The sequence below is a fragment of the Streptomyces sp. NPDC048664 genome, assembly GCF_040650555.1.
In the GTDB taxonomy this organism is placed as follows: domain Bacteria; phylum Actinomycetota; class Actinomycetes; order Streptomycetales; family Streptomycetaceae; genus Streptomyces.
The window spans coordinates 1-20,777 of the sequence record NZ_JBEZHK010000048.1 but is presented as its reverse complement, the minus strand read 5'-3'; the positions used below and the strand labels follow the sequence as shown (position 1 = coordinate 20,777).

The 20,777-nt window shown below is 73.1% G+C and carries 23 protein-coding genes and 1 tRNA gene; 19 read left to right on the top strand and 5 right to left on the bottom strand.

Annotated features, from left to right (window positions below; translation table 11 throughout):
* Window positions 1-17 precede the first annotated feature (17 nt).
* Both AB0C59_RS33490 and AB0C59_RS33485 read right to left on the bottom strand, forming a co-directional pair.
* Window positions 18-620, bottom strand: a complete 603-nt coding sequence (locus tag AB0C59_RS33490; protein ID WP_363011377.1) for a GNAT family N-acetyltransferase — start codon at window positions 618-620, stop codon at window positions 18-20.
* Window positions 617-2,803 (bottom strand): penicillin acylase family protein, encoded by a 2,187-nt coding sequence (locus AB0C59_RS33485; protein ID WP_363011375.1) that lies wholly within the window; start codon window positions 2,801-2,803, stop codon window positions 617-619. The genes AB0C59_RS33490 and AB0C59_RS33485 overlap by 4 nt, the downstream gene beginning before the upstream one ends.
* Window positions 2,804-2,879: 76 nt before the next feature.
* Between AB0C59_RS33485 and AB0C59_RS33480 the strand changes: the two genes are divergently transcribed.
* The 6 genes from AB0C59_RS33480 (at window position 2,880) to AB0C59_RS33455 (ending at window position 6,697) form a co-directional block, all read left to right on the top strand.
* On the top strand, window positions 2,880-3,476 hold the full coding sequence (locus tag AB0C59_RS33480; protein ID WP_363011374.1) for an HhH-GPD-type base excision DNA repair protein: 597 nt from the start codon (window positions 2,880-2,882) through the stop codon (window positions 3,474-3,476).
* A 399-nt stretch (window positions 3,477-3,875) separates the two neighbouring features.
* A complete protein-coding gene (locus AB0C59_RS33475) occupies window positions 3,876-4,559 on the top strand; it encodes an HdeD family acid-resistance protein (RefSeq protein WP_363011372.1) in 684 nt (227 codons plus the stop codon).
* Between the two features lie 123 nt (window positions 4,560-4,682).
* The gene (locus tag AB0C59_RS33470) at window positions 4,683-5,039 is read left to right on the top strand and encodes a hypothetical protein (protein WP_363011370.1); all 357 of its coding nucleotides are present in this window, start codon (window positions 4,683-4,685) and stop codon (window positions 5,037-5,039) included.
* Between the two features lie 53 nt (window positions 5,040-5,092).
* Window positions 5,093-5,320 (top strand): hypothetical protein, encoded by a 228-nt coding sequence (locus AB0C59_RS33465; protein ID WP_363011368.1) that lies wholly within the window; start codon window positions 5,093-5,095, stop codon window positions 5,318-5,320.
* 243 nt (window positions 5,321-5,563) lie between these two features.
* Window positions 5,564-5,860 carry a type II toxin-antitoxin system VapB family antitoxin gene (locus AB0C59_RS33460; RefSeq protein ID WP_003986294.1) on the top strand — a complete coding sequence of 99 codons (297 nt, stop codon included), beginning with the start codon at window positions 5,564-5,566 and terminating at the stop codon, window positions 5,858-5,860.
* A gap of 162 nt (window positions 5,861-6,022) precedes the next feature.
* Window positions 6,023-6,697, top strand: coding sequence for a LytR C-terminal domain-containing protein (locus tag AB0C59_RS33455; protein ID WP_363011395.1), 675 nt, complete (start codon window positions 6,023-6,025; stop codon window positions 6,695-6,697).
* Window positions 6,698-6,802: 105 nt separating this feature from the next.
* Here AB0C59_RS33455 and upp read toward each other — a convergent pair whose 3' ends face one another.
* Window positions 6,803-7,438, bottom strand: a complete 636-nt coding sequence (upp, locus tag AB0C59_RS33450) for a uracil phosphoribosyltransferase (RefSeq protein ID WP_363011366.1) — start codon at window positions 7,436-7,438, stop codon at window positions 6,803-6,805.
* A 130-nt stretch (window positions 7,439-7,568) separates the two neighbouring features.
* Between upp and AB0C59_RS33445 the strand changes: the two genes are divergently transcribed.
* The 9 genes from AB0C59_RS33445 to AB0C59_RS33405 all read left to right on the top strand — a co-directional run bounded on the left by AB0C59_RS33445 (window position 7,569) and on the right by AB0C59_RS33405 (window position 13,417).
* Window positions 7,569-7,760, top strand: a complete 192-nt coding sequence (locus tag AB0C59_RS33445; protein ID WP_363011364.1) for a hypothetical protein — start codon at window positions 7,569-7,571, stop codon at window positions 7,758-7,760.
* A gap of 246 nt (window positions 7,761-8,006) precedes the next feature.
* Complete coding sequence (locus AB0C59_RS33440) at window positions 8,007-8,543, top strand: hypothetical protein (RefSeq protein WP_363011362.1); 537 nt, start codon at window positions 8,007-8,009, stop codon at window positions 8,541-8,543.
* Between the two features lie 154 nt (window positions 8,544-8,697).
* The gene (tadA, locus tag AB0C59_RS33435) at window positions 8,698-9,126 is read left to right on the top strand and encodes a tRNA adenosine(34) deaminase TadA (protein WP_363011393.1); all 429 of its coding nucleotides are present in this window, start codon (window positions 8,698-8,700) and stop codon (window positions 9,124-9,126) included.
* A gap of 203 nt (window positions 9,127-9,329) precedes the next feature.
* Window positions 9,330-9,414: transfer RNA gene (locus tag AB0C59_RS33430), tRNA-Ser, on the top strand.
* A gap of 166 nt (window positions 9,415-9,580) precedes the next feature.
* Complete coding sequence (locus tag AB0C59_RS33425; protein ID WP_363011360.1) at window positions 9,581-9,757, top strand: hypothetical protein; 177 nt, start codon at window positions 9,581-9,583, stop codon at window positions 9,755-9,757.
* Between the two features lie 66 nt (window positions 9,758-9,823).
* Window positions 9,824-10,135: a Dabb family protein gene (locus tag AB0C59_RS33420; protein WP_363011358.1), complete on the top strand. Its 312-nt coding sequence runs from the start codon at window positions 9,824-9,826 to the stop codon at window positions 10,133-10,135.
* A 173-nt stretch (window positions 10,136-10,308) separates the two neighbouring features.
* On the top strand, window positions 10,309-11,424 hold the full coding sequence (locus tag AB0C59_RS33415; RefSeq protein WP_363011356.1) for a SigB/SigF/SigG family RNA polymerase sigma factor: 1,116 nt from the start codon (window positions 10,309-10,311) through the stop codon (window positions 11,422-11,424).
* 247 nt (window positions 11,425-11,671) lie between these two features.
* Window positions 11,672-12,607, top strand: coding sequence for an RNA polymerase sigma factor SigF (locus AB0C59_RS33410; protein ID WP_363011354.1), 936 nt, complete (start codon window positions 11,672-11,674; stop codon window positions 12,605-12,607).
* 39 nt (window positions 12,608-12,646) lie between these two features.
* Window positions 12,647-13,417, top strand: coding sequence for a hypothetical protein (locus tag AB0C59_RS33405; RefSeq protein WP_363011352.1), 771 nt, complete (start codon window positions 12,647-12,649; stop codon window positions 13,415-13,417).
* A gap of 11 nt (window positions 13,418-13,428) precedes the next feature.
* On the opposite strand, the gene AB0C59_RS33400 is transcribed toward AB0C59_RS33405, so the two are convergent.
* A complete protein-coding gene (locus AB0C59_RS33400; protein WP_363011350.1) occupies window positions 13,429-13,623 on the bottom strand; it encodes a hypothetical protein in 195 nt (64 codons plus the stop codon).
* A 217-nt stretch (window positions 13,624-13,840) separates the two neighbouring features.
* Here AB0C59_RS33400 and AB0C59_RS33395 point away from each other — a divergent pair, with 217 nt between their 5' ends.
* The 4 genes from AB0C59_RS33395 (at window position 13,841) to AB0C59_RS33380 (ending at window position 18,490) form a co-directional block, all read left to right on the top strand.
* Window positions 13,841-14,368, top strand: a complete 528-nt coding sequence (locus AB0C59_RS33395) for a MarR family transcriptional regulator (RefSeq protein WP_363011348.1) — start codon at window positions 13,841-13,843, stop codon at window positions 14,366-14,368.
* A gap of 22 nt (window positions 14,369-14,390) precedes the next feature.
* Window positions 14,391-16,973: an MFS transporter gene (locus AB0C59_RS33390; RefSeq protein ID WP_363011346.1), complete on the top strand. Its 2,583-nt coding sequence runs from the start codon at window positions 14,391-14,393 to the stop codon at window positions 16,971-16,973.
* Between the two features lie 116 nt (window positions 16,974-17,089).
* Window positions 17,090-17,911 carry a YceI family protein gene (locus tag AB0C59_RS33385; RefSeq protein ID WP_363011344.1) on the top strand — a complete coding sequence of 274 codons (822 nt, stop codon included), beginning with the start codon at window positions 17,090-17,092 and terminating at the stop codon, window positions 17,909-17,911.
* 105 nt (window positions 17,912-18,016) lie between these two features.
* Window positions 18,017-18,490, top strand: a complete 474-nt coding sequence (locus AB0C59_RS33380) for a PPOX class F420-dependent oxidoreductase (RefSeq protein ID WP_363011342.1) — start codon at window positions 18,017-18,019, stop codon at window positions 18,488-18,490.
* Between the two features lie 45 nt (window positions 18,491-18,535).
* Here the strand turns inward: AB0C59_RS33380 and AB0C59_RS33375 are convergent, their stop codons facing one another.
* Window positions 18,536-20,641, bottom strand: coding sequence for a glycosyltransferase family 39 protein (locus AB0C59_RS33375; RefSeq protein ID WP_363011340.1), 2,106 nt, complete (start codon window positions 20,639-20,641; stop codon window positions 18,536-18,538).
* Window positions 20,642-20,777 lie beyond the last annotated feature (136 nt).

The following is a 20,777-nucleotide window of genomic DNA, read 5'->3' as shown; positions in this document are numbered from 1 at the left end:
GCCGTCGGGGCGTCCGCTCAGGGCGTGCGGGTGAGGAAGGCCAGGCGGGCTCGCTTCTCGGGGAGGTGGACGTCCGGCAGGTCCACCTCGGGCAGGGTGACGGCCGGGCCCGGGGTGAAGCCCTCGCGCAGGAAGCGGTCCAGGGCCTTGGTGTTGCGCTCGTCGGGGTCCACGACGACGCGGCGCCGGCCCCGGCCGGTCAGGACGTACGAGGTCAGCACGCTCAGCAGGGCCGAGGACCAGCCGGGGCGCGGCCCGCCGGGACCCGCCGGGGCGAACAGGACGTGGATGCCGAGGTCGCCGGGCTCGACGGGGTAGCACTCACCGACCCGGTCGGCCTCCGGCTCGTAGGTCTGGAGCAGCGCGACCGGCTCGCCGTCCTTGACCGCGAGGTAGGCGTGGTGGGTCGGGAGCGTGTCCATATGGGCGTAGATCTCGCCCACCTCGCGCGCCGCCAGTCCGGTCATGCCCCAGAAGCGGGCCCGTTCCTCGCGCACCCAGGCGTGCACGACGTCCTGGTCGGCCGACGCGTCCAGGGGCAGGACGCGCACGGTGCCGAAGCCGTCGACCGCCTGCTCGTACACGGCCTGGCGGGTGGTGCCGTATCCCTCGGTGGTCATGGTGATTCCTTCCTGAGCCGGCTCCAGTCGGTGACGACCGGGACGAGGTCGCCGCCTAGCCACGAGGGGAGTTGGTCGTGGTGATGGGGTGAGTCCGGGACGCCCGAGGACCCGAAGGGAACCACCCAGAGGCTGTCGTCGCGGTGGGCGAGGTCCCAGACGTAGCGGGCCGCCGGGCCGCGCGCGCTCAGGTCGCTCAGGCCCGGCACCGCGGAGGTGCACAGCACGCAGTCGTGGTCGCCGGACAGGGCCGGGGCCCCGCCCGGCGCCTGGTCCAACGCCCGCCAGGCGGCGAGCCGGTGGGTGTCGCCCCAGGGGCCGGACGGCGGGTCCTGGGCGACCTCCTCCAGCGCGTCCCGGACGATCGCCGTACGGTCGATGCCGTACAGATCCTCCGCGTCGAGCAGGTGTTCCAGGGCGAACCCCGTGCGCGGCAGGAGGGCGAGCCAGGGCAGGAAGACGTCCGGGTACGCGGGCGGGGTGGCCAGGGCGGCGAAGGCGGGCTCGGCCGCCAGCCGTCGTACGACCGCGCCGCGCACCGCCGCGAAGGCCGCCGCCTCGGTGCTGTCGGCGTCCATGTGCCGGTTCCAGTGCAGCAGGCTCTCGCGCAGTCCCGCCGCCGGGGTGCTGAGGCCGTCGAGCGCGCGCAGGCGGGCTATGAGCGGCGCGGCGGAGGCCAGATGGGTGTCCGTGTGGATCGCCGCCATGTCCCCCGCCGTCCAGGCGTCCTCGCGCTCCAGCAGGGCCTGGATGCGGGCGGCCCGGTGCGGGGGAGCGAACTCGACGCCGAAGGGGGTGGCCGGTCCCCGCTGGTTGGCCATCACGGCGATGCCGTCTGGCACGGTCACGCGGGGCATCTCGTGCCAGCCCGTCCACTCGTACCCCGGCTCCCAGGCGGGGACGAGCCGGGTGCCGTTGCGCGCGGCGCGCCGTGGCACGCGGCCCGCGACCCGGTGCAGGACCTCCCCGTGCGCGTCGGCGGCCAGGACGACGTTGACGGGTTCGGCCCAGAGGTCGAGGGCACGGTCCACGTCGGCGACGCTGCGGGCGCGCAGGAGGGGCAGCAGGGCGCTGAAGCCCAGGTCGGCGGTGACGCGGGGCGGATAGCGCAGGGCGGTCGCCATGGGTGCCGGGGCGGTGCGCGGGTCAAGGGCACCGGACCCGTCGGTGGCGGCGCCCTCCCGGCGGTCGGCGTCGGCCGCCGGGGTGCCCGCCTCGGCGCCCGCCTCCGCGTCGCCGGTCGCCTCGGGCCCGCCGATCACCACCGGGCCCCTGGGCGTCTCGAGGACCTCCACCTCGACCGGGGCCCGCCCGGCCACCTCGACCGTCTCGACGAGCCGGGTCGCCGGGCGCCACGCGCCGTCCGGATCCAGGGCCCCGACCGCGCCGTCCGCCGTGCGGCGCAGGCGTTCGCGGTACAGGTCCTGGTAGTCGGCCATCGCGTTGGTGATCGCCCAGGCGACCGGGCCCGCGTGGCCGAAGTGGGCGATGCCGGGGACGCCGGGCACGGCGAGGCCGACGACGTCGAACTCCGGGCAGGCCAGCCGGATCTGCTGGTAGACACCGGGGTCCTCGATGAACCGGTGCGGGTCTCCGGCTATGACGGGACGCCCGGTGACCGTGCGCTCCCCGCTGACCAGCCAGCCGTTGCTGCCGCTGCTGCCGGGCCCGTCGGCGGCGAAAAGGCCCACGGCGTCCTCGCCGAGCAGCCGGGCGGCCTCCTCCCGCCAGAGCTTGGCGGGGAAACCGGCGAACAGGATGTGGGTGGACAGCCAGACACCGAGGGGGTGCCAGGGCTCCCAGCCGCCGGGCGCGAGACCCACCGCGGCGAACTCGGGGGCCCGGCGCGCTCCTTCGGCCAGGCCCTCCTCGACCCCTTCGGCGTAGGCGCGGACCCAGTCGGCGGTCTCGGGGTCGCGCTCCTCCAGCGCGGCGAAGCAGCGCCTGGCGGTGTCGGCGAGCCGGGCCCGCCGCGCGAGGACGTCCCAGGACAGGGCGGACGGGCCGAGGAAGGCGGCGGAGGTGCCCTGCACCCTGTGCCGCTCGACCTCCAGCTGCCAGGCCCGGTCCAGGGCGGTCACCCGGCCCTGGGCGCGGGCCAGGGCGCGCGCGTCGGCGGCTCTCAGGTGCGGGATGCCCCAGGCATCGCGGTAGGTCTCGGTGGTCACCCTGGCGCCCTTCATTTAGGTTAGCCTGCCCTAACTGCACTTGGGATCGTACCGGCGCGCGGCCCCGGCCCGGGCACGGGATCATCGGGGCATGGACGCCACCCTTCATCTCGCCCAGGACCCCGCCGCCGACGCGCTGCTCGGGCGCAGTCCGCTCGCCGCGCTGACCGGCATGCTGCTCGACCAGCAGATCCCGATGGAGTGGGCGTTCAAGGGACCGTGGACCATCGCCGAGCGGCTCGGCACGGACGACCTCGACGCGCACGAGATCGCCGTGTACGACCCGGAGGCGTTCGCCGCCCTGCTCTCCCGGAAGCCGGCGGTGCACCGCTATCCGGGATCCATGGCCAAGCGGATCCAGCAGCTGTGCCAGTACCTCGTCGAGCACTACGACGCGGACCCCGAGGCCGTCTGGCGGGACGCCGGCAGCGGGCAGGAGCTGCGCGGGCGGCTGGAGGAACTGCCGGGGTTCGGCCGCCAGAAGGCGCAGATCTTCCTCGCCCTGCTCGGCAAGCAGCTGGGCGTACGGCCCGAGGGATGGCGTGAGGCGGCGGGCCCGTACGGCGAGGCGCAGGCGTACCGGTCCGTCGCCGACATCACCGGCCCCTCGTCGCTGGCGAAGGTCCGCGCGCACAAGCAGGAGATGAAGGCGGCCGCGAAGGCGCGGGCCGGGGACGGGAAGGCGTAGTCCCGGAAGCCGGACATCTGCCGCGGCGCACGCCGGCCACCCGATGGCGGTCCGCACGCCGGCTCGCGGGGCGCACGCCATGGGCGGCGGGGCCCTGCGGACCAGCGGCGGCCACGGTGACGACGCGGGCGCCGGGTCACCGGCCGTCCGGCGGCGGCTGCGGGGCCCTTGGGCGCGAGACCCGGAGGCCGTCCGTCCAGCAGCGACCGCGGGGCTTGGGCGCGGCGGCGCGCGGACCGGAGGGCGACCGTACGGCGGCCACCGCGACCGACACGGCGTCAGCCGCGCGGCAGCGCGAGATCCGGAGGCCGGCCGCCCGGTGCAGGGGCGTCCCTGGCGGTGTCAGCCGGTTGGACCACACGGGTCGCGGGGCGCGGCCGGCGGGTCCAAGCATGGACCATGACCGACGCACCGAGCTCCTCCTTCCCGGGACCCGGCTTCGACGACCGCCGCGTCCACGCCGCCCGTGACCCGCAGACGCGGGGACCCGCGCCGGAGGGCGTCGAGCCCGAGCCCCCCGCCGAGGGGCTCCTGCACCTCCTCTCCCGCACCGCCTGGCAGGTCGTCCTGCTGACCGGGGTCGCGTCCCTGATCCTGGGCATCCTGATCCTGGTCTGGCCGGGACCGTCCCTGCTGGCCGCGGGGGTGCTCTTCGGGCTCTACCTCGTCATCAGCGGCGTCCTCCAGCTCGCCTCGGCCTTCGGCACGCACAAGGCCACCTCGCTGCGCGTCCTGGCCTTCATCAGCGGCGCCCTGTCGATCCTGCTCGGCCTGTTCTGCTTCCGCGGGCCGATGGAGTCGGTCCTGCTGCTCGCCCTGTGGATCGGCATCGGCTGGCTGATCCGCGGTATCACCCAGACCGTGGCCGCCGCCCACGACCCCGCCGTACCGGCCCGCGGCTGGCAGGTGTTCCTCGGCGTCGTCACCTTCGTCGCCGGGGTCGTGCTGATCGTCTCGCCGTTCGCGTCGATCGCCGTGCTCACCGTGGTCGCCGGGTGCTGGCTGGTCGTGGTCGGGGTGGTCGAGATCGTCACGGGGTTCCGGATCCGCGGCCGGGCGGAGCGGATTCCCCGCACGGTGTGACCGCCGGCCCGAGCGGCGCGAGGGCCGTCCGGGCCGTCAAGCCCGCGCCGTGCGCGTACGCCGAGCGGGCGGTTCGGGGGCCGACACGATGAACGGTGCGTGCCCGGCGGGCAGATGACCCCCGTGAGCCACGCCCCACCCGCCCCGCGCACCGCCCACCGGTGCGCCGCCTGGCTGCGGGTGCTCGTGGCGCTCGTCGCGCTGCTCACCGCCGGCGCGCACCCGGAGGCGAGGGCGGACGACACCGCCGCGCTCTGCGCGTCGCAGTCCGCGGGGGAGACGGCGGCGGAGTACGAAGCCCTCGCGACGGCGCCCGACGCCGCACGTCCGCGAGGGCGCGCACCCGCGCCACGGCCGCCGTACACCCGCGCCGGAAGCGGACTCGGACCCACCGGACCCCGAACCGCCCCCCGCCTGCCGGCGCGGACCTCGCGCACCCCCGCCTCGCGCGCGCCGCGCACCGTCGTCCTGCGCTGCTGAGGGATCCGGGCTCTCCGGAACACCATCCCCACCAGCGACGCGAGGACATCGTCATGCTCAGCGACCCCTACGCGGTCCTGCACGCCCTCCTGCGTGCCGAAGCCGCGCGCAGCGCGCGACCACGCCAGGAGCCCGCCCCCGTGCAGGCCCCCGATCCCGACATCGACATCGACATCGATCCGGACACCGCTCCCGCCCTCGACGCCGGGCGGCGGCTCGGCCGCCCACCGATCGCCCCACCCTGCCCGTCCGGCCCGCCCAGCGCAGGAGAAGGCGGCTGACGGTCCGTTCGACACACGCGCCGGGGCGGCCGTCCCGACCGGGCGGGCGACCGCCTCGGCGTGCGGGAGGGCGTGAGCGCGGGGAACACGCCCCACCTCCCTGCGGCAGCGCTCCCGGCGCGCCCGGGCCGCGCTCCCCGCTCCGCCACACTCCCGTTTTGGCACTGTTTACCGCGTCTTTTCCCGTGCCGTACTCCGCCGCCATGGCTGCGCCCCGAACGACTTGACCGGTAGGCTTTCCGTGTGATCTTCAAGCGCATCGGAAACGGCAGGCCGTACCCCGACCACGGCCGGGAAAGCACCCGGCAGTGGGCGGACGTCGCGCCGCGCCCGGTCCGCCTCGATCAGCTGGTGACGACCAAGCAGCAGCTCGACCTGGAGACCCTGCTCGCCGAGGACTCGACGTTCTACGGCGACCTCTTCGCGCACGTCGTGAAGTGGCAGGGCGACCTGTACCTGGAGGACGGCCTCCACCGCGCGGTCCGCGCGGCACTCCAGCAGCGCCAGGTCCTGCACGCGCGAGTCCTCGAACTGGGCTGAGCGCCCTCGCCCCGGCCCACCGACCGCGGGGCCGTGAGGGCCGTCCGCGTGCCCCCTTTGACCCTTTCGGGTTGGAGTCCGGGGCCCCTAATGATCATCTAGTAGGCATTGCCGCCCCGGCGCACTACGCTGCGCCTCATGAGCATGCTGACTCCCCCAGGCATGGGCGGCCAGTACCGGATCACGGGGGACAAGTACCCGCGGATGCGCCGTCCCCGGCGCCGCGGCAGGCTCGTGTTCGCCGTCCTCGCCTCCGTGGCCGCCGTCGGGCTGATCGGCTGGGGAACGCTGCAGCTCATCGACGTCTTCACGGGCGGCGGTGGCAAGGCGACGGCGGCCGGTGCGAAGGCCGACTGCGCGACCACCAAGTCCGGCAGGTCCAGCGGGGCCGCCAAGAGCGGCAAGGCGGACACGGCCAAGGCGAGCGCGTCGCCCGGGACCTCCGCCACGGCCCCGCCGCAGCCCGCCCAGATCACCGTGAACGTCCTCAACGCCACGCCCCGCGGCGGCCTCGCCAAGGAGACCGCGGACGAGCTGAAGAAGCGCGGCTTCCGCATCGGCGACGTGGGCAACGCGCCCAAGGACTTCGACAAGAAGGTCAAGGGCGTCGCGGTGCTGTTCGGCGCCAAGAACTCCCTGGACAGCTCGCTGCCGGTCATCGGCACCCAGCTCACGGGCGTCGAGCGCCGCGACGACGCCTCCCGCACCGGCGCGGCCGTCGACCTGATCCTCGGCGACCGGTTCACCTCGCTGGCGAACAAGCCGGACGCCGACAAGGCGCTGGCGGCCCTGACCGCGGCGGCGACGGGCGACCAGCTCACCAAGAAGGGCTGCTGAGGCCGCCGACGGCCGGCACAGGGAGCACGGCGCACACGGCACACGTAGGGGGTGCGGTTCCCCGCTGGGATCCGCACCCCCTACGTCGTTTCGCGTGGGCCGCGGCTACTCGGCCGACCCGTAGAGCCGGTCCCCGGCGTCGCCCAGGCCCGGCACGATGTAGCCCTGCTCGTTCAGCCGCTCGTCGACCGCGGCGGTCACCACCGTGACCGGCGTGCCGGCCAGCTCGCGCTCCATGAGCTCGACACCCTCCGGGGCGGCGAGGAGCACCACGGCCGTGACGTCGTCCGCGCCGCGCTTGATCAGCTCCTGGATCGCCGCGACGAGCGTGCCGCCGGTCGCGAGCATCGGGTCCAGGACGTACACCTGACGCCCCGAGAGGTCCTCCGGCATGCGCGACGCGTACGTCGAGGCCTCGAGGGTCTCCTCGTTGCGGATCATGCCCAGGAAGCCCACCTCGGCGGTCGGCAGCAGCCGGACCATGCCGTCGAGCATGCCGAGACCGGCCCGCAGGATGGGCACGACCAGCGGACGGGGGCGGGACAGCTTGACACCGGTGGTGGTGGTGACCGGGGTCTCGATGTCGATCTGCTCGGTGCGCACGTCACGCGTCGCCTCGTAGGCGAGCAGGGTGACGAGCTCGTCGGCGAGCCGACGGAAGGTGGCCGAGTCGGTGCGCCGGTCGCGCAGCGTGGTGAGCTTGTGAGCGACCAGGGGGTGGTCGACGACATGGAGACGCATGTCCCTAACAGTAACGGGGCGCCGGACGCCCGCGCTCCCGCCGGGTCGTCCGCGCCGTGTCCGCCGCCCCGCGGCATCGGACCCGCCATCAGAGGGAAAGTGAGGAGAACACCACGGGGAAGGAGGGCACATGTTCGACGGGAAGACGCAGGACGAGCCCACGGAGCAGCGGACGGACACGGATCGCGAGCGGCGGGTGCGCCGGGCCCGGTTCCTGCGGGAACTCGCCGAGGCACGCGCGCTGCGCGACCGCGTCAAGCCCCGGCGCGCCAAGGCCGCGCGCCTGCGCCGCGCCATGCACATGCGTACCTTCCGCTGGTAGCGACGCGGCCGTCAGGGGTGGCCATGCGGCCACACCGCCCCGGGCCGCGTACGATCCGCAGGTGGCGGCAACGAGTGCGCGCGACCGGCCTGGAAACGACCGGACACAGGGAGCGGAAGACGTCCCCTGAGCGCCTTGTTTCTGCCACGATTCCGAGTGGGCGGGGCTCGGAGCAGCACTCCTCGCCCGCAACCTCCGCCGGGGGGAACCCCGACCGGCACGCCTCAGACCAGTGGGAGAGTCACGGTGTACTTCGCCGCACTGCTCGCGCGCACCGAAGACGGGTGGAAAGCGAGCGACACGGAGCTCGACGATGTGGAGACCCTGTCGGATCTGACCGACCTGGCCCGTGACGCCTCGATCGACGAGGACACGGTGCTCGTGCTCATCGAGCAGGAGGACGCGTGGTTCGGCGTCGTCCGCGTGGACGGCGAGGAGGACCCTCGCATCTACGTCTCGGACGCCGCGGCCGCCGCGCGCAGCTCGTACGGCGAGATCCTGCTCACCGACGAACTCCTCGGCAGGGAGCCCGGGGACGACGCCGCCGACCTGGACTCCCTCGACCTCGACGGCACGGAGGACGGTGAGCCCGAGGACTCCGACGACGACGAGGAGGAGACCGCGACGGACTCCGCCGTGCCGCACGGACCCGTGGGCGACGTCGAGATCCTCGACGACCTCGGTGTCGGCGAGCGGGAACTGCGCCTGCTGGACGCGGAGGACGCGCTCAGCACGATCGCCGACTCCCTGGGCGCCTCCGAGGTCCTGGAGACCGTCCGCTAGTGCCGCGGCAGGCAGTGTTCGCCCGTCGCGGAGCGGCGCCCGGTGCGTCCGGGCGCCGGGCAGTCAGGGCGCCGGGGAGTCCGAGGTGCGCCCGTTGACCGGGGAGGACGGGACACCGGCCCCCGATCCGGTACGCGACCGGTGGCGGGCCGCGATGGGGCTCGCCCTGGCGGAGGCCGGCCGGGCGGCCGGGCACGGCGACGTCCCGGTCGGCGCCGTCGTGCTGTCCGCCGACGGCACGGTGCTCGCCGCCGGGCACAACGAGCGCGAGGCCACCGGCGACCCCTCGGCCCACGCGGAGATCCTCGCGCTGCGCCGGGCCGCCACGGCGCTCGGCGAGTGGCGGCTGCCCGGCTGCACGCTCGTCGTCACCCTGGAGCCCTGCACCATGTGCGCGGGCGCGCTCCAGCAGGCCCGCGTGGACCGGCTGGTCTTCGGCGCGCACGACGACAAGGCGGGCGCGGTCGGCTCGCTGTGGGACCTGGTGCGCGACCGGCGCCTCAACCACCGTCCCGAGGTCGTCGCGGGCGTCCTCGCGGACGACTGCGCGCGGCTCCTCACGGACTTCTTCCGCGACCGCTGAGCCGGCGAGGCCTCCACGGGGCTCCGGGAGCACCAGGAGCACCAGGAGCACCGGGAACCCCGTGGGTCCACAGGGGGCTCGCCGGTGCTCCGGAGGGCCGTGGAGGGCCGTGGAAGCCCGTGTCGGCTCCCGGAGGCCCGTGGCCCGGCCCCGACCCGGAACGGATTTCAGCCCATGGCCCCCCTTGGGGTAGTGTCTCCCTCGGTAGCGTGTCCGAGCGGCCGAAGGAGCTCGCCTCGAAAGCGAGTGTGGCGCAAGTCACCGAGGGTTCAAATCCCTCCGCTACCGCCGAAGAAGGGCCCCGTCGCGAGACGGGGCCCTTCGCGCATGTCCGCGTTCCGCGTGAGGACTTGGTGCATACGTGATCTTTTGCGAGCACCGAACACCCGACCGGGTTAGACTCGCCGCCGGCGATCACGCCCCGAGTGGGGCGGGAAGGACGGGGGAGGCCTCGGTGGCGGTGCAGGGGAAGAAAGTCGCGCTGTACGCGGTCGTGGTCTTCGTGCTGTACGTGATCATCACCGATCCTTCGAAGGCCGCCGACTACGTCCAGATAGGGTTCGAGGGCATCTCCAACGCCGCCAAGGCCGTCGGCCACTTCATGACGTGGGTCGCCGACGGGGCCAAGTAGGGCTCCCGCGGCCGGGCGGCCGCTTCGTCGACTTCGTCGACCGCCGTCGAACCCCTGGGAGCGCCCGTGATCCGGCACCTGGTCCTCTTCAAGCTCAACGAGGGCGTCCAGCGCGACGACCCCCGCGTCGTGGAGGGCGTACGCGCCTTCGAGGCGCTCGGTGACACGATCAAGGAACTGCGCTCCTGGGAATGCGCCTGGAACATCACGGACAGGCCCATCGCGTACGACTATGCGATCAACTCCGCGGTGGACGACACCGATGCCCTGCGCCGCTACCTCGAGCACCCGGCACACCAGGCGGGCGTGGCCCTGTGGCGCGAGTTCGCCACTTGGGTGATCGCCGACTACGAAATCCGAGCGACAACGACTGGGTAATACGGGCGACACCGCTCGCGGCGCCCCCCACCGGAAACGGTGGGGGGCTTTCCTGCGTCATGGGGCCCCAACTCTGGCCCAACACGGAGTTATGCGGTGCTTGCACACAGTGTCCATTTCTTGTGATGCTATGACCGCTTTTGACGGTGAATTGACTACTGACGGATGCGTGGATGGATGAAGAGGTGGCGTTGACCGTGTCGGCCAGTACCGCGCCGCCCCAGGACGAGGCTTCGGCCCCCGCCGCTTCCGGCCGCCCCCCACGATCCGCCCCCCACGCCCCCCACGCCGACGCGGCCGACCCCTCCGTCGACACCCCGCCCGACCCTCCGACCGACGCCCAGGCCGACACCCAGGCCGACGTACAGACCGCCGCCCGCACCGAGGCCCGGGAGGGCCCTGCCGAGAACCCCGCCGAGAGCCCCGCCGAGGGCGCCGCCACCGGCACCACCGCCGACGCCTCCGAGGCCGGCGAGGCGGACGAGGCCGACGAGGCCGACGAGGCCGACGAATCCCCCCACAAGCGCCGCGGCGCCGACACCCGCGCCCTGACCCAGATGCTCTTCGCCGAACTCCAGCGGCTGGAGCCGGGCACGACCGAGCACCACCGGGTGCGCGGGGCGCTCATCGAGGCGAACCTCCCCCTGGTGCGCTACGCCGCCGCACGCTTCCGCTCCCGCAACGAGCCGATGGAGGACGTCGTCCAGGTCGGCACGATCGGTCTGATCAACGCCATCGACCGGTTCGACCCCGAGCGGGGCGTGCAGTTCCCGACGTTCGCGATGCCGACCGTCGTCGGCGAGATCAAGCGCTACTTCCGCGACAACGTCCGCACGGTCCACGTCCCGCGTCGGCTGCACGAGCTGTGGGTCCAGGTCAACAGCGCGACCGAGGACCTGACGACGGCGTACGGGCGCTCCCCCACCACCGCCGAGATCGCCGAGCGGCTGCGGATCACGGAGGAGGAGGTGGCGTCGTGCATCGAGGCGGGCCGCTCGTACCACGCGACGTCGCTGGAGGCCGCCCAGGAGGGCGACGGCCTGCCCGGGCTGCTCGACCGGCTCGGCTACGAGGACCCCGCGCTCGACGGGGTCGAGCACCGCGACCTCGTACGGCACCTGCTCGTCCAACTGCCCGAGCGTGAACAGCGGATCCTGCTGCTGCGCTACTACAGCAATCTGACCCAGTCACAGATCAGCGCCGAACTGGGTGTCTCCCAGATGCACGTGTCAAGGCTCCTCGCCCGGAGCTTCGCGCGTCTGCGATCCGCAAACAGGATCGATGCGTAGCTCCTGAGGGCGAATCACCTCCAAGGCCTCTTTGCCGACAGCCCTGCACTGAAACCCCCTCAGAACCCTTTCAACCAGGGCGCCTTCACTCACTGGATGTCGACATGTCACTACAGCGCGTTGCCGACATGTGACATTCTTCCGGCAGCGTGTTTGCCGCAGCCTCGCAGCCGGTATTTCAGGTGGAGGCTGCGTTCCTCAGACGGGAGCGTCCGCCGCGACCGTCCCGCGACCCAAAGGGGGTGGCATGTCCGCAGACCAGGGCAGCTCGAAGGTGCTCACGCTCTTGCAGAGCGACCCCGCGCCCGACGTGCTCGGAGACCTCCCGGCCCCTCAGGACCTTCCTGGCGCCGAGACCGCTGTGACCCCCGGGGCACAGGACGTCCCGGCCCCCGAGGTCCCGGACCTCCCGGCCCCCGAGGCCATCGACACCCGGACCCTGTCCCGCTCCCTCTTCCTGCGCCTGGCCGCACTCGGCGAGCACAGTCCTGAGCGCGGCTACGTCCGGGACACGCTCATCGAGCTGAACCTCCCCCTGGTGCGCTACGCCGCCGCACGCTTCCGCAGCCGCAACGAGCCGATGGAGGACATCGTCCAGGTCGGCACGATCGGCCTGATCAAGGCGATCGACCGCTTCGACTGCGAACGGGGCGTGGAGTTCCCGACGTTCGCGATGCCGACGGTCGTGGGCGAGATCAAGCGGTTCTTCCGGGACACGTCGTGGTCGGTGCGCGTCCCCCGCCGCCTCCAGGAGCTGCGCCTGGCCCTGACCAAGGCGAGCGACGAGCTGTCGCAGCGGCTCGACCGCTCGCCGACGGTGAGCGAACTCGCCACCGCGCTGGGCGTGTCCGAGGAGGACGTGGTCGACGGCCTGGCCGTGGGCAACGCGTACACCGCCTCCTCGCTCGACTCGCCCGCCCCCGAGGACGACGGCGGCGAGGGCTCCCTCGCGGACCGCCTCGGCTACGAGGACTCGGCCCTGGAGGGCGTGGAGTACCGCGAGTCCCTCAAGCCGCTGCTGGCCAAACTCCCGCCCCGCGAGCGGCGGATCATCATGTTGCGCTTCTTCGCCAACATGACGCAGTCGCAGATCGGCGAGGAGGTCGGCATCTCGCAGATGCACGTCTCCCGGCTGCTGACCCGGACGTTGGCGCAACTGCGCGAGGGTCTCATCTCGGACTGAGGGCTTCCGTCCTGACGGTGTGTCAGCCACACTGGCGCGATGCTTCGAGCGACAGGGCCGCGGCGCCGTCGGGGCGCCCTGATCGGTGCCTCGACGGCGATCCTGTGTCTGGGCGGACTCCTCGGCGGGTGCGCGGGCGGCGACGGCCGTGAGGGCTACACCGCGGCGGGGCCCGTCCAGGGCTCGCCGGCCGGGTCGGGCGCGGCGGTGGCCCCGACGAACGGGGTGACGCTGGTCCCGCTGTCCCCACCGCGCGCCCCGGGAACCTCGGAAACCCCGGGACCCCCCGGCGACACGGCATACCCGACCGACCCCTCGGCCGCCGACGTCGACACGCGTACGGGCACCAGCACGGGCACCGCGGGCGCCTCGCCCACGCCTGCCCGGCGTCCACCCGGCACCTCCGCCCGTCCGCGAGGCGGCGGCGCCACACCGTCCGGGCCCACCACGTCCGGGTCCGGTCAGGGACCTTCGCCCTCAGCCACCGACTCCGGCCCCCGCACCCCCGCGGCACTGACCGTGAGCGCCCCGGTGCGTGAGCCCACGGACCGGCGCTGGTGCGAGACGGTGACCGTCTCCCTGCGCAACACGGGCGGAACCGCGGTGCGTTCGGGCACGGCGACCCTCGGCACGCACATCATCGGAGGGCTCGGCGTCGACTGGGCGACCCGCACGTCCTCGGGCACGCTGCCGGCGCCGATCGCCCCGGGAGCGTCGGTGCGAAAGACCTGGACGGTGTGCGTCGACGCCTGGCGCGTGCCGCTGGGCATGCACATCGAGACGCGGGACGTGTCCGTGCGGTGGTCCTAAGGGCTGTCGGTCTACTTCAGCGCGAGCCAGGCGACCGCCGCCACGACCACCACGGCGACGACGACGCCGATGATCAGACCGACGCGGGGGCCCGCCGGTGCGGGTGCCGCCTGCCTGCTCTGCGGGGACTCGTCGACGAACGCCCGGAACATCTGCGTGCTGCCGGCGGGGTCGTGGTTGCCCTGGGGGCCCTGGGTGTTAGCCATGGCCCGAGACCCTAGCGAAAACGCGGTGACTCCCCAAGCGGGGGTCCGATGAACGACTTGTGCGGCTTTCCGGGACACGGCATCCCGCACCACCTGCAGATTTACAGAAGCTAACACTTGCCTTTAACAAGAGTTTGCCCGAGCGCCCCCCGATTTAATTTGCCTGCGGCAACCAATCGTTTATGGTTGCCCAGAGCAACGAAACCTGGGAGGTGTGATGGCCGAACACGCGCAGTTCGAGGAGCTGGCCCGCCAGCTCAGCGCGATCGGCGCCGTGAAGAGGGACATGGGGCGCATCCTGCCGCCCGCCTGCCCGAGCGGCACCGCCGCCGTGCTGACGCTCCTCGGCCGTCATGGCGACATGCGCATGAGCAAGCTCGCGGAGCTGCTCGCCGTCGACATGTCGGTCACCAGCCGCCATGTCGCGCACGCGGCGGACCGCGGCTGGATCGAACGCTCCCCCGACCCCGCGGACAAGCGCTCCCGCATCCTGCGCCTGACGGCGTCCGGCCGGGCCCAGCTCGACGAGCTGTCACGGCTCACCGTCGACCTGCTGGCCGAGCGGCTGAGCGACTGGGCGGACGAGGACGTCGCCCGGCTCACCCAGCTGATGGCACGGCTCAGGGAGAGCTTCGACTGCCGCCCCGCACCCCGGCTCACGCCGGCCGCGACCGCGCCCCCGAGCGCGACAGGCACGACCGCGGCACCCTTCGTCGCACCGCAGACCACCCGTACACCCGCATAAGAGACGTAAGAGAAGGAAGCCCATGGCAACGACCACACCAGCCGGTGTGCGGGCTCACGCCAAGCACGGGGGAGGATCCCCGGACGGCGCTCCGATGACGCACCGGCAGATCATGGAGGCCCTCTCCGGGCTTCTCCTCGGCATGTTCGTGGCGATCCTGTCGTCGACGATCGTGTCGAACGCCCTGCCGCACATCATCGGCGACCTCGGGGGCGGCCAGGAGGCCTACACCTGGGTCGTCACCGCCGCCCTGCTGTCCATGACCGCCACCACCCCGCTGTGGGGCAAGCTCGCGGACCTGTACAACAAGAAGGCTCTCGTCCAGATAGCCCTGGTCATCTACGTCCTGGGCTCGATGGCCGCGGGCCTGTCGCAGAACCCCGGCATGCTCATCGCCTGCCGTGTCGTGCAGGGCGTCGGCGTCGGCGGTCTGTCCGCGCTGGCCCAGATCGTCATGGCCGCGATGATCTCCCCGCGTGAGCGCGGCCGCTACTCCGGCTACCTCGGCGCCACCTTCGCCGTCGCCACCGTCGGCGGCCCGCTGATCGGCGGTGTCATCACCGACACCTCCTGGCTCGGCTGGCGCTGGTGCTTCTACGTGGGCGTGCCCTTCGCCGTCATCGCGCTGATCGTGCTGCAGAAGACCCTGCACCTGCCCGTGGTCAAGCGGGACGTCAAGGTCGACTGGGCGGGCGCGCTCTTCATCTCCGCCGCGGTGTCCCTGCTGCTGATCTGGGTGACCTTCGGCGGCGACAAGTACGACTGGCTGTCCTGGCAGACCTACACGATGGTCGGCGGCTCGATCCTCCTGGGACTGGTCTTCGTCTTCATCGAGACCAGGGCCAGCGAGCCGATCATCCCGCTGCGCCTGTTCCGCAACCGCACCATCACCCTGTCCTCGCTCGCCTCGCTCTTCGTGGGTGTCGCGATGTTCACCGGCACGGTGTTCTTCGCGCAGTACTTCCAGCTGGCGCGCGACAAGTCGCCGACGATGTCCGGTGTGCTGACCATCCCGATGATCGGCGGCCTGTTCGTCTCCTCCACGGTCTCCGGCCAGATCATCACCAAGACCGGCAAGTGGAAGGCCTGGCTGGTGGCGGGCGGCGCGCTGGTGACGGCGGGCCTCGGCCTGCTCAGCACCATCCGCTACGACACGGCGTACTGGAAGGTCGCCGTCTTCATGGCCCTGATGGGTCTCGGCATCGGCATGATGATGCAGAACCTGGTGCTGTCCACGCAGAACCAGGTGGAGCCGAAGGACCTGGGTTCGGCCAGCTCGACGGTCACCTTCTTCCGGTCCCTGGGCGGTGCGGTCGGCGTCTCGGCGCTCGGCGCGGTGCTGTCCCACCGGATCACCCACTACTTCACCGACGGTCTCCTCGACCTCAAGCCCAAGTACCAGCGGCTCGCCGCGCACGCGGGCTCCGACGGGACCATCCCCGACCTCGGCAAGATGCCCAAGCCGCTGCGCGAGCTCATGGAGAGCTCCTACGGCCACGGCATCGCCGACGTCTTCCTGATCGCGTCCGCCCTGGCGTTCCTCGCCTTCGTGATCACGCTGTTCATCAAGGAGGTTCCGTTGAAGACCCGGGGTGGCCTGGCACAGGCCGCGGACAACGAGGCCGGACAGGCACCGACGGCGGGCGAGACCGCCGCCGAGACCGCCCTCGACGTGGCCGCACTCGAGGTGGAGGCGACCACCGGAGCAGGCGCCGGCGACAGCGCCGAGGAGCGCGTCCCGAGCTGGGCGTCCGCGACGTCGAGCACCGAGCCCGCCACCGACGGCACCCAGCGGCTGTCCGCCGTGGCCACGGTGGCCCCGCCGGCCGCGGCCGGTGCGGGCGGCGGCATCCCGGTCCGCGGCCACGTCCGCGGCGCCGAGAGCGCTCCGGTCCCGCAGGCCGCCGTCACGCTGATCTCGCTGTCGGGACAGCAGCTCGGCCGCTCGGTCTCGACGGGCGACGGCTCCTACGCGGTGGACGCGCCCGGCACGGGCTCCTACGTCCTGATCGCCGCCGCCGACGGCTTCCAGCCCCAGGCCTCGACGATCGTCGTGGGCGAGGAGCCGGTGGCGTACGACATCCTGCTCAGCGGCACCAGCGGACTGCACGGTGTCGTCCGGGCCGCCGAGACCGGACTGCCGGTCAAGGACGCCATGGTGATCGTGACCGATGTCCGCGGGGACCTGCTGGCCACCTCGGCGACCGGTGAGCAGGGGGAGTTCTCCCTCACCGAGCTGGTGCCCGGCTCCGTGACCCTCGCGGTGAACGCCGCCGGACACCGGCCGCGCGCACTGCCCGTGGAGATCGGCGCCACCGGCGTCACCCGGATCGAGATCGACCTCGACTCCGGCGCCCAGGTCCAGGGCGTCGTACGGGCCCCTTCCGGGCCCCTGGCCGACGCCCGCGTGACGCTGGTGGACGCGGCGGGCAACGTGGTCGGCACGGCCACGACCGGCACCGACGGCGCGTACGCCTTCACGGACCTCGGCAGCGGTGACTACACGGTGATCGCGACGGGCTACCCGCCGGTGGCCACGTCGGTCACGGTGGGCGGCCGCGGTGTCGACGACCACGACATCGCCCTGGGGCACCCGGGCCACTGAGCCCGCGTCCGGCTCGCGGGGGTGCGCGCGGCGCGACGACGCGCCGGCGCGCCCCCGCGGGCCGGACTCCGTGAACTCCTACGGGGACATTCAAGAACGAGAAGGAGATCAGCACGATGGCACTGACCGCACGCATCCGTACGCGGGACGGCTGGGCCGTGTCGCACGCGGTCGTCACCGTGACCGACATGACCGGCACCCAGGTACTGCGCGCCGAGGCCGACGCGGAGGGGACCGTCCAGGAGACGGCCACGCTGGCCCCCGGCGCCTACACCGTGATCGTGACCGCGATCGGCTACGCGCCGGCCGCCGCCAGCGCGATCGTGACGGCGAGCGGACGGGCGGAACTCGGCAGCGTGACCCTGGCCCGGCAGGGCGGCTCCGAGCTGCCCCCGCCCGGACCCTGGACGATCGACCCGGTGCACTCCTCCGTCAGCGCGGTCGCCCAGCACCTGGGCATCTCCAGCGTGCACGGCCGGTTCACCGACTTCGGCGGCCGCATCGAGATCGCAGCCGACGAGGTGGAGAAGTCCCGCGTCGAGGCCGTCATCCGCGCCTCCTCCGTCGACACGGGCAACGGCATGCGCGACACCCACCTGCGCTCGCCCGACTTCCTGGACGCCGACCAGTTCCCGGAGATCACCTACCGCTCGACCGGCCTGAGCGCCGCGGGCACCGACCGCTGGACGGTCCACGGCGAGCTGGGCATGCACGGCGTCCTGCGCCCCGTCGACCTCGTCCTGTCCTACCTCGGCACCGGCGCCGACCCGTGGGGCGGCACCCGCGCCGCCTTCCGCGCGACGACGGAACTGCGCCGCGAGGACTTCGCGATGAACTACAACCAGGTCCTCCAGGCAGGCATCGCCGCGGTCGGCACCACGCTGAAGGTGGAACTGGACATTCAGGCGGTCCAGGGGGAGTCGCTGCCGCAGGCGTAGCGGCGCCGCGGACGAACGACGGGCGCGGCGAACCGCGATGCCGGGCCGCGCCCGAGCGGGCCTTCCGCAAGGGCTCTTGGGCTGAACCCGTGGCAGGCTGAACCCATGGCACCGAACATCGCGACGAACACCGCCGTCGAACGGGACGGGTTGCTGGACTTCGTACGACCCCGCCACCGCGCGATCCTGCTGACGCGCCGCGCCGACGGGAGCCCGCAGGGGTCGCCGCTGACCTGCGGGGTGGACGACTCGGGGCGGATCGTCGTCTCGACCTACCCCGAGCGCGCCAAGACGCGGAACGCCAGGAGGGACGAGCGGGTCAGCCTGATCGTGCTCAGCGACGAGTGGAACGGGCCCTGGGTCCAGATCGACGGCACGGCCGAGGTCATCGACGCGCCGGACTCCGTCGAGCCGCTCGTGGAGTACTTCCGCACCATCTCCGGTGAGCACCCGGACTGGGACGAGTACCGGCAGGCCATGGTCGAGCAGGGCAAGTCCCTCATCCGGATCACCCCGGTGCGGTGGGGCCCGGTGGCGACGGGGGGCTTTCCGGCCCGGCTGGGATCCTCGGGAGACTGACCGCGGGGCCGGCCTCCCGCCCGGATCGCGCCGGGCCGTCGGGCGTCAGCCGCCGGTCCTGCGCGTGAGGTCGTAGAAGGTGGCCGAACCGGCGGTCACCTTCCGGAAGTTCTTCTCGACCCACGCGCTGATCCGGGAGGCCGCGTCCATGCCCTTGCCGCCGCTTCCGCCTCCGAAGCCGACGCCGCCCGCGATGAAGTAGTGGATCCTGCCCTGGGCCACGTACTTCTGGAAGGTGGCGAGCGCCGGATAGGGGTCGCTGCCGTTGAACCCGCCGATCGCCATCACGGGCATCCCGGTCGCGAGTTGGTAGCTCGCGGCGTTCTGGGAGCCGACCGACGCGGCGGCCCAGGTGTAGGCACCCGCGTTCTCGCGCAGCAGCTTCTTCGCCTCGGTTCCGACGACCGCGCCGTCGAGCAGGCCGCCCATGCCGCCGCCCCGACCGGCACCTCGCGGGCCGGCGCCGGGACCGCCCCCCGCGCCGTTGCGGCCCTTCTGGCCCTTCTGACCGTTCCAGCCGGGCATCGTGCCGCGGCCGGACCCACCGGTGCCGCCGATGCCGCCCGGGAAGCCCTGCCGGCCCTGCTGCCCGATGCCGCCCGGGGCGTTGCCGCCGCGCGGGCCCCCGCCGCCGGGACCGACGAGGCCGCCGGGGCCTCCCCGTCCGCCGCCCATCGGGCTCGCGCCCGCCGGACCGGCCGTGACGATCGAACCGGTGTGGCCCTGGTCCACGGTGCTCAGGGTGTACGCCGTCGGCCCCGCGAGGCAGGCCGTGACGCTCAGGGCCACCGCTGCGAGCGCGAACCGCCGTCCGAGGCGTGCCCCGCCGAGCAGGCCGAGCGCACCCGCGAGGCCGGCGGCGAGGACCGCCCAGCGCAGCCAGGGAAGGTAGTCGGGCGTACGGGCCAGGAGCACCTGACCCCACACGGCGGTGGCCGCGACGGTGGCCGCGAGCGTGAGCGACACCCACCTCCTGGACCGCTCCTCCCACAGGACGGTGGCGCCCATGCCGACCAGCGCGGCGACGTAGGGGGCCAGGGCCACCGTGTAGTACTGGTGGAAGATGCCCGCCATGTAGCTGAAGACGGCGACGGTCGAGAGCAGTGCCCCGCCCCAGGCCAGGAACGAGGAGCAGGCCAGGTCCGTGCGCCGCGCCCCCCGCGTGAGCAGCACGCCCGCCACGAGCAGGATCAGCGCGGCCGGCAGCAGCCAGGAGATCTGGCCGCCGACCTCGGAGGTGAACATCCGGTCCCAGCCGGTCGCACCCCACTGCCCGCCGCTGCCGCCGGCTCCCGCGCCGCCCCCGCCGACGCTTCCGGTCTCGTCTCCGCTGAGGCGGCCGAGGCCGTTGTAGCCGAAGGTCAGTTCAAGGAAGGAGTTGTGCTGCGAGCCGCCGATGTAGGGGCGCGAGGACGCCGGCCACAGCTCGACGAGCGCCACCCACCAGCCACCGGCGACGACCAGCGCCAGCAGGGAGAGGGCCAGTTGGCCGAGCCGCCTGCGCAGCCGCACCGGAGCGCGGACGCCGTAGACCAGTGCCAGAGCGGGCAGGATCAGGAACGCCTGCAGGGTCTTGGTCAGGAAGGCGAGGCCGACCACGGCCCCCGCCGCCACCAGCCACCTGGTGCGGCCGTCCTCCAGGCCGCGCAGGACGAGGTGGACCGTGAGCGTCATCAGCAGCGCGAGCAGCGCGTCCGGGTTGTTGAACCGGAACATCAGCGCCGCGACGGGGGTCAGCGCGAGCACGGCGCCCGCGATCAGCCCGGCGGCGTGGCCGAAGCGGCGCCGGACGGTCGCGTGCAGGACGGCGACCGTGAGCACGCCCATGAGCGCCTCGGGCACGAGAACCGCCCACGAGCTGAGGCCGAAGACCCGTACCGACAGCGCCATCGGCCACAGCGCGGCCGGGGGCTTGTCGACGGTGATGGCGTTGCCCGCGTCCAGCGAACCGAAGAGGAACGCCTTCCAGGACGTGCCGCCGGCCTGGACGGCCGCCGAGTAGAAGGAGTTGGCGTAGCCGGAGGCACTGAGGTCGTACACGTACAGCAGCCCGGTGACGAGCAGCAGGCCGAGGAGCGCGGGGCGCGCCCAGCGCGGGTCTTCGGGCCGGCCGCGCCAGATCCGTGCCGGGCGGCTCGGGACGGCGGTCATCGGGCGTCCACCAGGGTCAGCGCGTCGTCGCTCCGGTCACCGAACACCCAGGTGCGGAAGAGCAGGAACCGGACGACCGTCGCGACCAGGTTCGCCGCGACCAGCACCACCACCTCCGTCACCTGCCCAGGAGCAG